At 60.2% G+C, this 15,253-nt stretch carries 14 protein-coding genes and 1 pseudogene; 6 read left to right on the forward strand and 9 right to left on the reverse strand.

Annotated features, from left to right (window positions below; all coding sequences use genetic code 11):
* Window positions 1-56: 56 nt before the first annotated feature.
* The 4 genes and pseudogenes from EJ075_RS29620 to EJ075_RS29635 form a co-directional block, all read right to left on the reverse strand.
* Window positions 57-446 carry a DUF2155 domain-containing protein gene (locus tag EJ075_RS29620; RefSeq protein ID WP_245458234.1) on the reverse strand — a complete coding sequence of 130 codons (390 nt, stop codon included), beginning with the start codon at window positions 444-446 and terminating at the stop codon, window positions 57-59.
* Window positions 447-762: 316 nt separating this feature from the next.
* The gene (locus EJ075_RS29625; RefSeq protein ID WP_126106749.1) at window positions 763-1,161 is read right to left on the reverse strand and encodes an NADH:ubiquinone oxidoreductase subunit NDUFA12; all 399 of its coding nucleotides are present in this window, start codon (window positions 1,159-1,161) and stop codon (window positions 763-765) included.
* Between the two features lie 144 nt (window positions 1,162-1,305).
* Window positions 1,306-2,366: pseudogene (locus tag EJ075_RS29630) on the reverse strand (dienelactone hydrolase).
* 203 nt (window positions 2,367-2,569) lie between these two features.
* Entirely contained in the window at window positions 2,570-3,544 is a 975-nt protein-coding gene (locus tag EJ075_RS29635; RefSeq protein ID WP_245458236.1) for an AraC family transcriptional regulator, read from the reverse strand.
* A gap of 403 nt (window positions 3,545-3,947) precedes the next feature.
* Here EJ075_RS29635 and panB point away from each other — a divergent pair, with 403 nt between their 5' ends.
* Window positions 3,948-4,790 (forward strand): 3-methyl-2-oxobutanoate hydroxymethyltransferase, encoded by an 843-nt coding sequence (panB, locus tag EJ075_RS29640; RefSeq protein WP_126106751.1) that lies wholly within the window; start codon window positions 3,948-3,950, stop codon window positions 4,788-4,790.
* Window positions 4,787-5,638 (forward strand): pantoate--beta-alanine ligase, encoded by an 852-nt coding sequence (gene panC, locus EJ075_RS29645; protein WP_126106752.1) that lies wholly within the window; start codon window positions 4,787-4,789, stop codon window positions 5,636-5,638. The genes panB and panC overlap by 4 nt, the downstream gene beginning before the upstream one ends.
* Before the next feature lie 5 nt (window positions 5,639-5,643).
* On the opposite strand, the gene EJ075_RS29650 is transcribed toward panC, so the two are convergent.
* A complete protein-coding gene (locus EJ075_RS29650) occupies window positions 5,644-6,096 on the reverse strand; it encodes a phasin (protein ID WP_126106753.1) in 453 nt (150 codons plus the stop codon).
* Between the two features lie 434 nt (window positions 6,097-6,530).
* On the opposite strand from EJ075_RS29650, the gene EJ075_RS29655 reads away from it, so the two are divergent.
* The gene (locus tag EJ075_RS29655) at window positions 6,531-7,973 is read left to right on the forward strand and encodes a glycosyltransferase family 39 protein (RefSeq protein WP_164547219.1); all 1,443 of its coding nucleotides are present in this window, start codon (window positions 6,531-6,533) and stop codon (window positions 7,971-7,973) included.
* 73 nt (window positions 7,974-8,046) lie between these two features.
* Here EJ075_RS29655 and EJ075_RS29660 read toward each other — a convergent pair whose 3' ends face one another.
* From EJ075_RS29660 to EJ075_RS29675, 4 genes are all read right to left on the reverse strand, one after another.
* A complete protein-coding gene (locus tag EJ075_RS29660; RefSeq protein WP_126107510.1) occupies window positions 8,047-8,535 on the reverse strand; it encodes a GNAT family N-acetyltransferase in 489 nt (162 codons plus the stop codon).
* A 4-nt stretch (window positions 8,536-8,539) separates the two neighbouring features.
* Complete coding sequence (gene gatB, locus EJ075_RS29665) at window positions 8,540-10,039, reverse strand: Asp-tRNA(Asn)/Glu-tRNA(Gln) amidotransferase subunit GatB (RefSeq protein WP_126106755.1); 1,500 nt, start codon at window positions 10,037-10,039, stop codon at window positions 8,540-8,542.
* 163 nt (window positions 10,040-10,202) lie between these two features.
* Window positions 10,203-10,634, reverse strand: a complete 432-nt coding sequence (locus EJ075_RS29670) for a CBS domain-containing protein (RefSeq protein ID WP_023798170.1) — start codon at window positions 10,632-10,634, stop codon at window positions 10,203-10,205.
* Between the two features lie 285 nt (window positions 10,635-10,919).
* Window positions 10,920-11,678, reverse strand: a complete 759-nt coding sequence (locus EJ075_RS29675) for a rhomboid family intramembrane serine protease (RefSeq protein WP_126106756.1) — start codon at window positions 11,676-11,678, stop codon at window positions 10,920-10,922.
* Between the two features lie 396 nt (window positions 11,679-12,074).
* Between EJ075_RS29675 and EJ075_RS29680 the strand changes: the two genes are divergently transcribed.
* The 3 genes from EJ075_RS29680 (at window position 12,075) to EJ075_RS29690 (ending at window position 14,327) form a co-directional block, all read left to right on the forward strand.
* On the forward strand, window positions 12,075-12,713 hold the full coding sequence (locus tag EJ075_RS29680) for a PAS domain-containing protein (RefSeq protein ID WP_126106757.1): 639 nt from the start codon (window positions 12,075-12,077) through the stop codon (window positions 12,711-12,713).
* Window positions 12,714-12,830: 117 nt separating this feature from the next.
* Complete coding sequence (locus EJ075_RS29685; protein ID WP_126106758.1) at window positions 12,831-13,448, forward strand: PilZ domain-containing protein; 618 nt, start codon at window positions 12,831-12,833, stop codon at window positions 13,446-13,448.
* A 306-nt stretch (window positions 13,449-13,754) separates the two neighbouring features.
* Window positions 13,755-14,327, forward strand: coding sequence for a transglutaminase-like cysteine peptidase (locus EJ075_RS29690; protein WP_245458239.1), 573 nt, complete (start codon window positions 13,755-13,757; stop codon window positions 14,325-14,327).
* Window positions 14,328-15,253 lie beyond the last annotated feature (926 nt).

The raw sequence follows: 15,253 nt of genomic DNA on the forward strand, positions 1-15,253 counted from the left end.
CTCCGCACATGCCCTAACGCGCGGCTGGCAGGGCAGTTCCGAAAGGACGCAGCGCTCTAGTTGGTCTTGGCCGCGTCGGGTGCCGGCACATCCGACTTCTGCTTGCAGCCCTTCAGCCAGACGTCGTAGACGGCGTGCTCGACGGCATTGAGGCCGGGACTTTCGGCAAACATCCAGCCGGTGAAGATGCGGCGGATCTTGCGATCCAGCGTGATCTCGTCGACCTCGACGAAGGAATCGGTCTTCGGCTCTTCGGTTTGCGGCCGCGAATAGCAGATGCGCGGCGTCACCTGCAAAGCACCGAACTGCACCGTCTCGTCGATATAGACATCGAAGGTGATGATGCGGCCGGTGATCTTGTCGATGCCGGCGAATTCGGCGACGGGATTGGTGATGCGTTGTGGTGCAGCCGGTGCCGCCGGCGCCACTGTCGCATCCGGGTCCATTGGCGCATCCGGGTCCACTGGCGCCTCAAATTCCGTCGGCGCCCCCGGGTCCACTGGCGCCTCAAATTCCGTCGGCGCCCCCGGGTCCGCTGGCACCTCCAACGTCTGCGCGGCGGCCATGCTAAAAGCGGCAAAACCGGCGGCGGCCACCGTCAGTCCGCCTATCGAGATTCGGCTGAAAATGCTCATGCAAGGGGTCCGGTGGTTTGCGCCCGGGGTGATTCTGTCGCGCCCAAGGCTAGTCGCTGCTGTCAGATCAGCAAGCAGCTAAACGCCAATTGTGGCGATAAAGGACCGATCCGCCCTTGAAGAGCGGTTACGAACCCGGCGTCCAGGCGTCGTAATCGCCTGTCACCTGCGGGCGGTGCTGATTGGTGAGCACCGAGCCCTTGGGGCGATAGGCGGCGCCGCTTCCGGTAAGGTTCGGCTGATGCGGCTTCTGCCAGTCGCGTGGCTTATAGTTTTCGCTCGGCGGCGCGACATCGACGCGGTGATGCATCCAGCCATGCCAGCCGGGCGGAATCATCGAGGCTTCCGAATAGTCGCGATAGATGACCCAGCGGCGGGTACGGCCTTCCGAATCGACGCCACCCTCGTAGTAGATGTTGCCAGCCTCGTCCTGCCCGACCTTCTTGCCGTGGCGCCAGGTGTGGAAGCGCGTTCCCAGCGTCTGGCTGTTCCACCAGGTGAAAAACTGCAGAAGGAAAGTTTTCATCCAAATCCTCGTGGCGGGCGCCCGTTGCCTGCTTATGGCGCCAGGTCATCGCGAAGGCAAGACTTTTGCCTAAGGTGCCGTACAAATGGTTGTCAAAAGACCGACGTCCGTTATCGATGCGGACGCATACGGGACAGTCGATGTTTAAGGGCTTGCCATCAATGCTCGACTGAAGGCAGTGGTGACCATACTGATCAGTTCCGTATGGATTTCGCGCCGTGTGCGGCCTCCGCCATCCATGCAAATCGGATCACCAACCCTTTCAGCTTCGGCGAGCTCAGGCGCACCAGGTTTGCATTCGGCAAACATGCTGTAGTGGCTCGCATCTCCGATTGTGGAATAGGTGGCATTTGGGATGGCTTTTGCAATTTTGGCGGCCTGCGCGGTCAGAGGGATTTTCCCTGGTTGACCTAGATTTATGAGTTCAACAGGAATTGAGATCTGCGAAAAGCCGTTGAATTCGAAGACATCGACGGTGCAGGATCAATCGCCATTGCAAATCTGATACGCGTATCTTCATTGTTGCGGCCGGCCGATGTCAAATCCATGGTGTGAAGATCAACGCCGCTTTGCCTGACCCATCCACAAAGAGAAGGGTTGAGCGCGTCCGTATCGCAATAGCCCGCCAAGCGTTTTGCATCGATGCGGGCACCAGCTATCGCCAAAGCTGTGCTTCCGCCCATGGAAAGCCCGAGCGTACCTACCTTGTCATGTTCGAGGTGCTCTTCGAAAAAAGGGGCTTTGTCCATCGCATTCAAGGTCTCGGTGATATCCGCAGGTCTCAGCCAAAGCTTCATCGTTTCCACCGCGGATCGGTTTGCGCCTGTATTTCCGGGATGGGTAGGGGCCGCCACAACGAACCCCTGCTTCGCCAATGGCATCGCAATCCAGCTCAAGGCTTGCGCGTTTCCTGCCAGGCCAGCGCCATGGGATAGCAATATGAGAGGAAATTTTCCATCCGAGATTGGGGCATCGAGCATGGCAGGCGTTCCCACAAAAAACATGCTCTCCCCAAGCATAATCGGTTTGCCACCCGAAGATGCCGGGTACCAAACGGTCACGTCGAGATCGACCCCGCGCTCTTTGGAGAGAGCCGCAATCTGACGCACACCGACATTGTCGCTGGCGACGGCTGGCTGTTGCACCACCAACGTCGAAGACGCGACGGTCCAAAGCATAGCCAAGACATTCATCAAGAACTTCATTGTTTCCTCTTGCGCTCGTCATCATCGTCACGCTGTCAATTCTCGTACCGGAGTTCGGATATTTGCCGATAAGAATGAGCTTCAGCGTTCAGGCCCCAAGATTGACCGGAATCCAGGCTGGCTCGCCCTCGAACGCGATCTTGGACGTCCGAGATCGTGATCAAGGTCGTTTCGCGCGATGAATTCAGCCCCTAGGTGCAGGATTACGAGGCGACAGGTGCCCCGTTTTGCGTTTCGGGCGCCGCAGACGTTTCGCCACCGATCCGGCGATAGGCGCTGGGTGTCATGCCCGTGACGCGCAGGAACTCGCGGTTGAAGTTCGACTTCGTGCCAAAACCCGATTCCAGCATGACGACTGTCACCGGATCGCGTGTCGAGACCAGCCGTCGCTGCGCATCGCTGACCCGGTATTCATTTACGACTTGGGAAACGTTGCGGCCATGAACCCGGTTAATCGCTCCAGAAATCTGTCGCGCAGGTATTCCGGCGCGCCGTGCCACACGGTCCAGCGTCAGGTCCGGATCGCGATAAAGATGCTGCTCAGCCATCAATGCATCAATCCGGCGTATAACGACCTCGTCCGCCACGGAAAGATCCTCGCTGACCGGCGAAGAGTAAGAGAGTGAAGGCTGTTGCTCGAAGGTGGCGAATGCGAGACCCTCCTCTGTAGCTTTGAATTCCATTTCAGGGCGAGTGTCGTCCGCGACCGTTGCGGCGTAACCGGCGACCGCTAGCCACAGAACGCTCGCAGCGGTCAGGAGCATTTGGGCCTGCCGCCCATCACCAAAAAGGAGATCAAGCGATACCGTTGCATCGACAAAGGCGGTGATAACGAGAAGAAGCGCGACCGCGACGAGCGCCTTGTGCGCGGTCCACTCGTCGCTGAGACGCACAGCCGCAAGCGCACTCGGGCCTTGCCGCGCCACTCGCAAGAGCGCGAGACCGTATCCGAGATCGATCGCGAAAAGAACAATGTCGATTGGTGCACGCCAGAAGGCGACGAGAACCGCGACGAGGCACGCCGGCATTAAATGCGGCCACAGGTCTGAGGGTTTCGCCAGGTTCTTGCGACGAAGCTGATCGAAGGCGGCGAAGGAAAGCGCGGGCAGGACAGCGGCGAGGATTGGCTGGACGAAGCGTGCCGGATACCAACCGACGTTCCAGTTCAATCCTGACACAGTCGCCTGAATTGCGAAGGCGGCCACGAGCAGCGGAAACAGCCCGAGCTTTCCTTGTCCCTGCCGGATCATCCGCACGAGGATAAGGAGCAGAACAAGCGAAATGACGAACGGGAGCGGTATCGAAGGCATGTACAACCATTACCACGTAAGAGGCTTCTTCATTGCGCCGTGGGTGATGGTGGACGCCCCTAAATTTTAGATGAAGGTTTGTCGCGTGAACCCGCCGAAGAAGCCGAAGGTTCGCAACCAACCGGGCAATTCGTTGCGCATCTCATCGAGAACGACGCTTATAGCGATTTCGCGCCTGCCGGACGCATGCTTGCCAAGTTTGTTTCGTCTCCCTAAAGCTCTGCGCGCCCCGTGCGGGTACATGGTTGACCGGTCTTGAGGGAGATGAAGCTTGGCTCCGTACGCATCCGACCCCGAGCTGCGGATCAGTGCCAGCTCCATTCGCCTGCGCAAGGGCGGCGTGCCGATCGTCTGCCTCACCGCCTATACCTATCCCGTCGCGCGCCTGCTCGACGATCATGTCGACCTCCTTCTGGTGGGCGACAGCGTCGCCATGGTCCTGCATGGCCACAAGACCACGCTGGGCGCCTCGCTTGAGATGATGATCGCCCATGGACAAGCGGTGATGCGGGGTTCAGCCAGGGCCTGCGTGGTGGTCGACATGCCGGCCGGCAGCTATGAGGCAACGCCGGCGCAGGCAATCGCCTCGGCTCGGCGGGTCGTTGGCGAAACCAGTTGCCAGGCGGTCAAGCTGGAGGGCGGCGTCACAGTTGCCCGGCAGATTGCGGCGATCGTCGCTGCCGGCATTCCGGTCATGGGACATATCGGCTTGCAGCCGCAATCGGTGGAAAGCGACGGCGGCTACAGGATCAAGGGCCGGACCGAGGAGAATATGGCCGCCCTTTATCGCGACGCGGACGCGGTCGAAAAGGCCGGCGCGTTTTCGGTGGTCATCGAAGGCACCGTCGAGACCGTCGCTGCCGACATCACCCGGCACATTTCCATTCCAACCATCGGCATCGGCGCCAGCGGCGACTGCGACGGCCAGATCCTGGTCATCGACGACATGGTCGGCCTGACCGTCGATCGCGTGCCGAAATTCGTCAAGCAATATGCCGACCTGCGCAGCGTCATATCGCATGCGGCGTCCAGCTATGCAGCGGAGGTGCGAAGCCGAACTTTTCCGGGCCCAGACCACGTCTTTTCCGCCGCAGCCGACAAGAACAAAGCATGAGCACGCCTCTCGTTGTCGACAGCGTCGCCGCCCTTCGCGCGCAGATCCGCGACTGGCGCCGCGATGGCCTCAGCGTTGCCATGGTGCCGACCATGGGAGCGCTGCATGACGGCCATATCTCGCTGGTGGAGATCGCGCTCGAAAAGGCCGATCGCTGCGTTGTCTCGATCTTCGTCAACCCGACGCAGTTCGCGCCGAGCGAAGACCTCGACAAATATCCGCGCCAGCTCGCCCGCGATCTCGACCGGCTGGCCGAGGCCGGCGCACAACTCGTCTTCACCCCTGATGTTACGGAGATGTATCCGGCCGGCTTCGCCACGAGGATCTCGGTCGGTGGGCCGGCCGCTGGGCTGGAATCGGATTTCCGGCCGACCTTCTTCGACGGCGTCGCCACGGTCGTGGCAAAGCTCTTCCTGCAGGCGTTGCCCGACTGTGCCGTCTTTGGCGAAAAGGACTACCAGCAGCTTTGCGTCGTCAGGCAGCTCTGCCGTGACCTCGATCTGCCGGTGGACATCATCGGCGCGCCAACGGTACGCGACGCGCATGGCCTCGCCATGTCGTCACGCAACGCTTATCTGGGCAAGGCCGAGATCGAGGTGGCGCGCCAGCTCAACGTCATTTTGCGCCGGGCAGCAGTGGCACTTGCGGCCGGCAGTGACGAAGGCAGCGCGACCGCCGAGGCCAGCCGCGCGCTCGTCAAGGCTGGCTTCGACAAAGTCGACTATGTCGCGGCGCGCGAGAGCCTGACGCTCGCCCCGTGGCGACGAGACCGTGCCGGACGCCTGCTCGCGGCCGCCTGGTTGGGCAAGACCAGGCTGATCGATAATGTGGAAGCTCCCTCCGCCTAGGCCAATCAGGCGACCTTGAGATCCTTCAACGCCTTCTCGTAGACATCTTTGATCGGCTTGGATACGTCTTCGGCGGCTTTCGTCGCCGCCGCCTGAAACTCCTTGCCCTGCTCGACGGTCTTTTCCACCTGCTTGCGCAAGAAGGCAGTCTGCAGTTCGATGAACTCGGAGGGCGATTTCACGGCAACCAGGGCTTCGAGGTGAGAAAAGCTGGCCTCAGCATTTGCGCGCAGCGCGGCGATCGTCTTCAGCGATAGCTCATTGCTAGCGGTCTTGGCTGTTTCGATGGATGACTCGAGAGCCTTCTGGGTCGCCTCGGCGCCGGTCGCCAATTTCGATAAGGCTTCTTTCGACTGCTCGACGCCCTTTTCGGCGACAGCGCGGAACTGATCGGTTACCTCGGTCGGGACTTCTGCGTTCTCGATGATTTCTGCAGTTTTGTCGGCGGTCTTGGTCATAGTTTCCATCCTTTGCAGTGGGCGGCCTTTTAGAAAAAGCCGTCTCGTTCATTTAGGAACCTGACGTTACGGCATCTGCAGTGCATTGCAATATTTTTGTGCATCGCACCATGCCTTTTTTGCCTCAGCGTTAGCCACTGCTGAATTCTTACCGGGCGTGTTTTGCGGACGACAGCTGAGAAAGTATTCAGGCAAGAATTGCAAAACAGTGGCCCGCTTCAAGCGCGCCTGTCCGACACACGGTTCGGCCCGGCGATGTGGGGGACTTGAGCCGTAACAGATGCCACGGCGGAAGATCGGGTGTGACACCGTTGCCACGCTTTTCTGGGACAAAGATGCATGGCTGATTCCCAAAATCCGCAGCATCAGGCCGGCTCCGTTACAATTCGGCCAAAATCATGGTGCGGTCCTGCGCGCTCCAGGAGCGCTGCATCATGCTCGGCTGGAAAGAGAACGATTTCTGGCGCGGATCCTCAATCTTGATACCAGCATTTGTCGAGCGGCTGCTCCCCTATCTGTTCGCGCTTGCATTGATCTGCATCGCGGTCGCCTTCCGGCCGCTGCTGCCTGTCGATGAAACGCGATATCTCAGCGTCACCTGGGAGATGTATCTGAGCGGAAAGATCTTCGTTCCGACGATGAATTTCGCGCCCTATCTGCAAAAGCCGCCGCTGCTGTTCTGGCTTATCGATCTGGTCTGGGACATTTTTGGCGTAAGCCGGGTTGCCGCGATGCTCGTTATCTTCGTTGCCTCGTCGCTCGTCATCTGGCTGACGACTCGTCTGGCAAAAACCCTCTTTCCCGGACGCGACGACATCGCAGGCCGTGTCCCCTGGCTGGTCGCGGGAAGCATCGTCTTCGTCATTTATTCGACCCTGATCCTGTTCGACATGCTGCTGACGGTCTTCGTGCTTGCCGCGCTTTTGTCGTTGCTTGCCTTTGCCAGGAGCGGCAACCGCTGGCACGCCGTGCTGGCGGGATTATTCATCGGGCTGGGTGTCTTGACGAAAGGTCCGGTGGTGCTCATCCATGTCGGCGCCCCCATCCTGCTCCATCCATTCTGGCGCGATCGGCAGGCCGGACTGGCGACGCCGAAATTCTTCGCTGGGGTAGGCCTGGCAATTCTCGCCGCATTGATCCCGGTGGCGATGTGGCTAGTGCCGGCGACCATCCTGACCAAAGGCAACTTCGTCTACGACCTTGTCTGGAACCAGTCGGCAGGGCGTGTCACCGGCAATCTGCACAACTCCCATCACCGGCCGTTCTATTTCTACGTCGTGCTGATGCCGATCATGCTCATACCGTGGATCTTCATACCCGAAATATGGCGGCTGAGGCTGGGCGCCCGGATACGTGGCCTAATCGACACGAGATCGCCAGACCTGCGCGCGCTGCGCCTGCTGTCGTTCTCGTTCGTCGCGGTTTTACTGGTCTTCAGCGCGATATCCGGCAAGCAGCCTCACTATGTGGTGCCGATCCTGCCATTTGCGACCATCCTGTTCGGGTATTTCATGGCGGAGATCCCACTAGCGAGGCTCAGAAACTCGGCCTTCATCCTGCTTGCCATTTTCGGCATCGGCCATGCCGTAGCATCAGCGACCGTTTTCAAACGTGACGATCTCATGCCGCTGGCCAACTTTATCGACGAGCGAAAGAATGCGGATTGGGCTGTCGCCTTCGACTACCAGGACGAGGTCGGCTTCCTTGCCCGATTGCAGAAGCCGTTCGAAAGCACCGACAATCCCGAGGAATGGCTTCGTTCCCATCCTGGCGGCTATGTCATCGACAAATCCAAGGACCCTGGGACATCGGAGCAAATCGCTTTCCGCGTTCGCGTCGAACGAGGCTATCTTGTCGTCCTCAAGGGCCAACACTGACGGCGTGGCTGCCCGCAATCGACCGGCGCTGCCCATGAAACGCAACCGACTGCGACGTGTCCGGCAGACAAGTCTAGCCGATCGTCTTCTCGAAAATCAGCGCCGGCAGCCCTGAGCCACCGCCGCAGTCGGTGGTGTTGCCGGCGGGCAAAAACCCTTGCGAGCGGTAGAAGGCGACGGCCGGAGCGTTTGCCTCTTCCACTTCGGCACGCAGCGTCCGCGCCTCCGGAAAGCTGGCCTCGACCTCCTCCAGCAGCGCCTGGCCGATCCCTTGCCGCTGGCAGGCCGGATGCACGTAGAGCTGGTTCAGCATGACGATCTTCGCATCCTTGGTGGTTGCCGCGAAAGCCATGCCGCCGATGCGCTTGCCGTCGTCCGCGACCAGGAATTCGGAGTTCGGCCGTGTCAGCCGCGCCTTGAGCGAGGCGATCGAATGCCATTCGTCTGTGATCTCGGTGACTTTGGCAGCACCATAGATGTTGTCGTAGGTGGCGTGCCACGTTTCGACCAGCAACGCGCGGACCGCGGCAAGATCGCGCTCGCCGGCGGTGCGAACGAACATCATCCTATTCGATCCCGAGCTTGGCCTTGACGAGGTCGTTGACCGCTTGGGGGTTGGCCTTGCCGCCTGTCGCCTTCATCACCTGGCCGACGAACCAGCCGGCCATGGTCGGCTTGGCGCGCGCCTGCTCGACCTTGTCGGGATTGGCTGATATCACCTCGTCGACCGCCTTTTCGATGGCGCCGGTGTCGGTGACCTGCTTCATGCCGCGGCTTTCGACCAGTTGGCGCGGATCGCCGCCCTCGCTCCAGACGACCTCGAACAGATCCTTGGCGATCTTGCCGGAGATAGTGCCCTCTTTGATCAGGTCGATGACCGCGCCGAGCTGATCAGGCGAAACCGGAGCATTTTCAATACCCTTGCCGGCCTTGTTCAACGCACCCAGCAAATCGTTGATGACCCAGTTGGCGGCAAGCTTGCCATCGCGACCAGCGGCCACCTTCTCGAAATAGTCGGCAACCGCCTTTTCCGATACCAGGATCGAGGCGTCGTAGGTCGACAGGCCGAGCGAGGAGATCAGCCGTGCCTTCTTGGCGTCGGGCAGTTCAGGCAGATCCTTTGCCAGCGCATCGACATAGGCTTGGTCGAATTCCAGCGGCAGAAGGTCGGGATCCGGGAAATAGCGGTAGTCATGCGCTTCTTCCTTGGAACGCATCGAGCGCGTCTCGCCCTTGTTGGGGTCGAATAGCCGCGTTTCCTGGTCGATCTTGCCGCCGTCCTCCAGAATGGCGATCTGGCGGCGCGCCTCGTAGTCGATGGCCTGGCCGATGAAGCGGATCGAGTTGACGTTCTTGATCTCGCAGCGCGTGCCGAATTCGCCGCCGGGCCGGCGCACCGAGACGTTGACGTCGGCGCGCAGCGAGCCCTCGTCCATATTGCCGTCGCAAGTGCCGAGATAGCGCACGATGGTGCGCAGCTTGGTGACATAGGCCTTGGCCTCGTCGGCGGAGCGCATATCGGGCTTGGAGACGATCTCCATCAGCGCCACGCCGGAGCGGTTGAGATCAACGTAAGACATCGTAGCATGCTGGTCGTGCATCGACTTGCCGGCGTCCTGCTCCAGGTGCAGGCGCTCTATGCCGACCTCGATGTCCTCGAACTCGCCCTGCCGGTCCGGACCGACGGAGACGATCACCTTGCCCTCGCCAACGATCGGCTGTTTGAACTGCGAGATCTGGTAGCCCTGCGGCAGGTCGGGATAAAAATAGTTTTTCCGGTCGAAGACCGATTTGTGGTTGATCTCGGCCTTCAGCCCGAGGCCGGTGCGGATCGCCTGCTTGACGCATTCCTCGTTGATAACCGGCAGCATGCCCGGCATCGCCGCATCGACGAGGCTGACATTGGCGTTCGGCGGCGCGCCGAAAGCCGTCGAGGCGCCGGAGAACAGCTTTGCCTGCGAAGTCACCTGCGCGTGGACCTCGAGGCCGATGATGATTTCCCAGTCGCCGGTGGCGCCTGATATCAAGCGTTTGGCTTCTGGCGTGCGGGTGTCGATGAGGGTCATAGTGGCCTGCGAACTTTCGGTGGCGGATTCACATCTGAACGTGAATTCCGCCACGCCGGACGTGAAAGTCATTCGCTAGTGCAAACCACGAAAAGAGACAAGCGCAAAGCCGAAGCTGGCGCTTTCGCACCGAGTCTCGCCGCCGCCGTCGCTCTCGCCGCATTCAGGCCGTCGCGATGTAGGCCCTGATCTCGGCTGCCTCGCGCTCGACATCCTCGATGCGCCGCTTGACCACGTCGCCTATGGACACGATGCCGTCGAGCAGGCCGTCCTTTTCCACCGGCAGATGGCGGAAACGGCCACTGGTCATGATCTCCATGACCTCGTTGACGGTGTGGTTCTCATTGCAAATCTTCACCTTGGGCGTCATCGCCGAACGCACCGCGATGTCCAGTGCGGCGGCTCCTTCCCTGGCGAGGACCCGCACGACGTCGCGCTCGGAAAGAATGCCGACGATCTTGTGATCGCCATTGGTGATGACCAGCGCACCGATCCTGTGCTCGGCCAGGATGCGAATGGCCTCGCTCAGCTTTTCGTTCGGCCCGAGCGTCAACACGTCATGGCCTTTCTGCTCGAGAATTGCCTTAACAGTCATGGCGTCCTCCTCTGTTTTACTTGCCGGTTCCTGCCCTGACCGGCTTTCCTCCTGCGCATGACCCCGAAAATCGGCCTCGATTTTCGGAAAAGATCATGCGCCAAATCAAAGTTTCTACAGCGTCCTTTGCGCGTCCAAGAGGACGCGCGGCGCTGTAGTAAACATCGTGCGCCGCGATCGATTGCATTTCAAGTGCGGCGTCTTAATGCGCATCGCATGTCGTTGTCCCAAAACCGCTGCGCACCCTCGGTTCAAGACCGAGGGCATGCTTTTGGGCGACATGCTTCAGGCCATGGACTCATCCGCCTGCTGCCGCCGATCGAAAGCGCGCAGGCCGAAGAAGCCGGCGACAAAACCGCCAATATGGGCCTCCCAGGCGATCTGGCTGTCGATGCCGGGCGCGAAGGCAACGAGGCCGGTGATGAGATTGATCACCATCCAGATGGCGAGAAAAGTCATAACGCCGCGCGAGCGGAACACCGCCGCCATCGGCAGCGGCGCGCCGGCGAAGGCGGCTTTGCCGGACGAGCGGTCGATGCGGAAGCCAAAGCGGGCGGCCGCCCCCATCATGCCGGAAATCGCTCCCGATGCGCCGACCAGCGGCGCCTGGCCGAGCGGATGCATGGCCCAGAACAGCACCACCGCCGCCAGCCCCGTCGCCGCGAAGAACACGCTGAAACGAAGCGCGCCGAAGCGATTCGCCAGTGGCGAGCCGAAAGCCGCCAGCCACACCATGTTGATGGCTAGATGAGCAAAGCCGCCATGCAGGAACGCATAGGTGAAGGGGCTCGAAAACGCGTAGAAATCGAGGTCGAAGCGACCGGAATAGCGGATCGGAATGAAGGCAGTCCGGATCAGCAGCGAGAAATCCTGGTCGTCGGTGAGCCAATAGAGCCGGATCAGGTGAACGGCGACGCAGATGCCGATCACCGCCAGCACAACGGGCGGCATGTTGAATACCGGCTCGCGGCGCGGCTCCGGCTCGCGGCCGACAGGTCCGCCCTCGCCCTGTTCGATTTCCGATGGGCTTGCTGGTTCGCTCATATGCCTTGCACTCAGTCGCTCGCCTTCGCGAGCATGTAGATCACGGTCACCCGATTCACAAAGGGCGAATCGCCGCGAATCAAAATTGCCGCGAATCAAAAAGAAGCCGTCCAAGGTTGCCCTTGAACGGCTGGTCGAGCCCCCACGCTCCCCAAAACTCTTGACTGAAGTGCTGCCGATCGCTGCGAAACGACCGCTTCTGGAGTGGTTTTAGCGTGCCACGGGCTTGGGCGGGGCGCAACGTAAACCACTTGTTAACCTTAACGACCCCGACCCGTGAACAAGTGTTAACGATGCTGGCACGCATCCTGCTCCGCAACGCATGTAGGTCCTCGGAGGGCGCCCTTCTGTTCACCGATGGGACATCAGACGACAGATTGCGCGGAGCAGCATAGCATGAACCAGAACGGATCGATCACGCTGTTCCATTATTGGAACCGGTTGCGTGACGGGCGCCCTGCCCCGAAGCGTTCGGAAGTCGAGCCAGCCGACATCAAGTCGCTGCTGGCCGACACATTCATCCTGGAGAAGGATACGCGCGGCGAGGCGGTGTTCCGGCTCGCCGGCACCAGGCTTTGCGCGGTCTATGGCCGTGAGCTCAAGGGGTTTTCCTTTCCGTCGCTGTGGCGGGGGAAGGACCAGCGGCTTATCTCAAAACTGATCCATGGCGTCTTCGATCAGAAATCCGTGGTGCTGATTACCTATGAAGGGTTCAGCCGCGGCGACCGTTCCAACAAGTTCGAGCTGCTCGCTCTGCCGCTCGATGGCGGCGTCGAAAATCCGCGCTGCCTCGGCGTGATAAGCGCCGCTGAAAAACCCTTCTGGCTGGGCGCGGATCCGATCACCGACGCCCTGATCGATTCTATCCGCGTCGTCGATCCGGAGAAGGAACCGATATTCCCCAAGAACCGGCCGGCCATCGACGTCCCCTCGCTTGTCCCGTCGGATCTCGATCCGCCCCAGACGATTTCGGCGCTCGGCCAGGCGCGCCGCATCCGCCATCTGGTCGTGTTCGACGGCGGGCGCGAGGAATAATCGCGAACGCTAAAGTAACGGTGCCAGGCTTTCCCCTTTGTTAACCTGCTTTGCTGTAGTTTTCCGCTGAAGTTCCTCGCATCAACGCGCGGAATGCCAGACGGGGTGTAGGCAGTCATGAGGTCAGCGGCGGTCGACACCGCGCCGTCCCAAGCTGAAAGGCGTAACTTTCAGCGCGTCCGCGTGAAGATCTATGGGCGCTTCATGCTGGAGGATCGCACCGAACATCCGTGCCAGGTGGTCGACATGTCGCCGGGCAATGTTGCGCTTCGCACCGAGCGCATCGGCATGCCGGGCGAGAAGGTCATCGCCTATATCGATCACATCGGCCGCATCGAAGGTGTCGTCACCCGTATCTTGCAGGATGGTTTCGCAATGACGGTCATCGCGTCGGAACGCAAGAAGGACAAGCTTGCGGCGCAATTGACCTGGCTTGCCAACAAGCATGAGCTCGATCTGCCGGAAGACCGCCGTCACGAACGCGTGGCGCCGCGCAATCCGACCAGCGTGCTCCAACTCGCCGACGGGCGCCAGTACCAGTGCCGTATCATCGACCTGTCGCTTTCGGGCGCCGCGGTCGAGATCAACGTCAAGCCGGCAATCGGCATCCAGGTCATGCTGGGCACCATGCGCGGCCAGGTGGTGCGTCATTTCGAGGACGGCGTCGCCATCGAGTTCGCCGTCATCCAGCGGCCCGAGACGCTCGATTCCGAATTCAACGCATCCGGCACCTGACAAACAACAACATATTATCGCAATCAGACCGGCCCCATTTCGGCCGGTTTTTTGTTGTCCCGCACCGACCGACGCGGCTTGCCAACCGATGCCGCGCCAAGGCGTCGCGCCGTGCCGATGCAGCTCCGCGAAAATGCCTCAACAATTTTATACTGAAATGATTCAAATTTTATGTTTATTCTACAGGCGTTTTACTTAATATCTACTTCGAGCCTTTGCGTCGAATAAATCCAATCGTGTCATTGTCTCCTCAAACGGGGAGACTGGACGATGAAGAAGACGAGGGGCAAGCTATTGCTCTTGGCAATGGCGATGCAGCTTACCGCCTGGGGAACGGCGTACGCAGCGGGACCAGCCTTCATGCACACCGGCAGCCGCACCACACAGCCGGTCGGCCATTACGAGTTCTGCCAGAAGATTCCGCAGGAATGCAATGAGCGCACGCCGAAGCAGGCGCCGGTCGAGCTGACCCGCAAGCTGTGGGCGAAGATCGTGAGCATCAACAATTCGGTCAACAGCAAGATCGCGCCGCGCACCGACATGGAACTTTGGGGCAAGGAAGAAGTCTGGTCCTATCCCACCAGCGGCTTCGGCGACTGCGAGGACTATGCGCTGGCGAAGCGCCGCGCGTTGATGAACATCGGCATTCCGGCCGGCGACCTGCTGATGACGGTTGCGCGCCAGCCGAATGGAGACGGCCATGCGGTGCTGACCGTGCGCACCAGCCTCGGAGAGTTCATCCTCGACAATCTGGAGTCCAGGGTGCTGTCCTGGACCAACACCGACTACACCTACCTGAAGCGCCAATCGAGCCAGAATTCGGGCGCTTGGGTAATGATCAACGACGGCCGCTCCGACGCGGTCGCCAGCGTCCGCTAAGGACGCCAATGCATGTCGCCCAAAGTGCACAGCGGTTTTGGGATAACGACATGCATAAAACAGAGGTTAAGCGCGTCGCATGAATGCGACGCGCTTAAGGAGAAAACCCGGTCGAGTCCCCACCCTCCCCGTCCCCAACGACCGGGTTTTAGGAGCCGGCCCCGTCCCCGGGCCGGCTCCACCTTTCGGGGGAGACCGGAGGAAGCCCCGATAGGAGAACTCGACTTGAGCGTCGCCAAATTTTGACGTATTGAAAGAATTGTGGAGACGTTCTCTAGTTCGTCTGGGAGCCGTCATTGGTGACTGTATGGATGCCGATCTCAAATTCGGCATCTACCGCTGTAATACTGCGGAGTGGCACTCTTACGGGTGCCGTCTAGTGCGAGGGCTATCCCTCCTGAATAAGGGGCAATCGCTTACAGGTTGCTGCACATCCGCTTCATGTTGATGAAGCAAAAGGATGTGTCAAATGAACAATTCAAACAAACTAACAAAACTCCGAACCGTGCAGGCCAAGAAACAAAATTGGCGATGCTTCTACTGCGGTTTTCAGATGTGGGATGGAGACCCGACGCTGTTTTCAGAGCGTTATCATCTCCCTGTAAGATCGCTCAACCGCTTCCGCTGCACCGCGGAACATCTGAAACCCCGGATGGACGGCGGCGAGGACAGACCAGAGAACCTTGTTGCGGCGTGCAAGTTTTGCAATCAAACCCGGCATCGAATGGGTAAAGTGCAATCGCCGGCCACGTACCAGCGGCACGTCCGAAAGCGAATAACGGCCTGGAAATGGCATCCGCTCGCGTGTCACCACTTGTTGAAATGATGCAGCGTCAGACGATCCATCGGAAGGCCACGGCCGCTACGGACGTCGGAACAGAGCCAGAAACTCTTGGCTAGAGCCAGCTTTCCAAGGGCAATTGACC

The organism is Mesorhizobium sp. M6A.T.Cr.TU.016.01.1.1, assembly GCF_003952585.1.
Classification (GTDB): Bacteria; Pseudomonadota; Alphaproteobacteria; order Rhizobiales; family Rhizobiaceae; genus Mesorhizobium; species Mesorhizobium mediterraneum.

Excerpts from the sequence above, each read along its gene's own strand:
- EJ075_RS29670 (WP_023798170.1), bottom strand. The coding sequence starts at position 10,634 with ATGACTGTTAAGGCAATTCTCGAGCAGAAAGGCCATGACGTGTTGACG.
- EJ075_RS29675 (WP_126106756.1), bottom strand. The coding sequence starts at position 11,678 with ATGAGCGAACCAGCAAGCCCATCGGAAATCGAACAGGGCGAGGGCGGA.
- EJ075_RS29650 (WP_126106753.1), bottom strand. The coding sequence starts at position 6,096 with ATGACCAAGACCGCCGACAAAACTGCAGAAATCATCGAGAACGCAGAA.
- EJ075_RS29655 (WP_164547219.1), top strand. The coding sequence starts at position 6,531 with ATGCTCGGCTGGAAAGAGAACGATTTCTGGCGCGGATCCTCAATCTTG.
- EJ075_RS29660 (WP_126107510.1), bottom strand. The coding sequence starts at position 8,535 with ATGTTCGTTCGCACCGCCGGCGAGCGCGATCTTGCCGCGGTCCGCGCG.
- EJ075_RS29620 (WP_245458234.1), bottom strand. The coding sequence starts at position 446 with ATGGACCCGGATGCGACAGTGGCGCCGGCGGCACCGGCTGCACCACAA.
- EJ075_RS29625 (WP_126106749.1), bottom strand. The coding sequence starts at position 1,161 with ATGAAAACTTTCCTTCTGCAGTTTTTCACCTGGTGGAACAGCCAGACG.
- EJ075_RS29690 (WP_245458239.1), top strand. The coding sequence starts at position 13,755 with ATGGCGATGCAGCTTACCGCCTGGGGAACGGCGTACGCAGCGGGACCA.
- gatB (WP_126106755.1), bottom strand. The coding sequence starts at position 10,039 with ATGACCCTCATCGACACCCGCACGCCAGAAGCCAAACGCTTGATATCA.
- EJ075_RS29685 (WP_126106758.1), top strand. The coding sequence starts at position 12,831 with ATGAGGTCAGCGGCGGTCGACACCGCGCCGTCCCAAGCTGAAAGGCGT.
- panC (WP_126106752.1), top strand. The coding sequence starts at position 4,787 with ATGAGCACGCCTCTCGTTGTCGACAGCGTCGCCGCCCTTCGCGCGCAG.
- EJ075_RS29680 (WP_126106757.1), top strand. The coding sequence starts at position 12,075 with ATGAACCAGAACGGATCGATCACGCTGTTCCATTATTGGAACCGGTTG.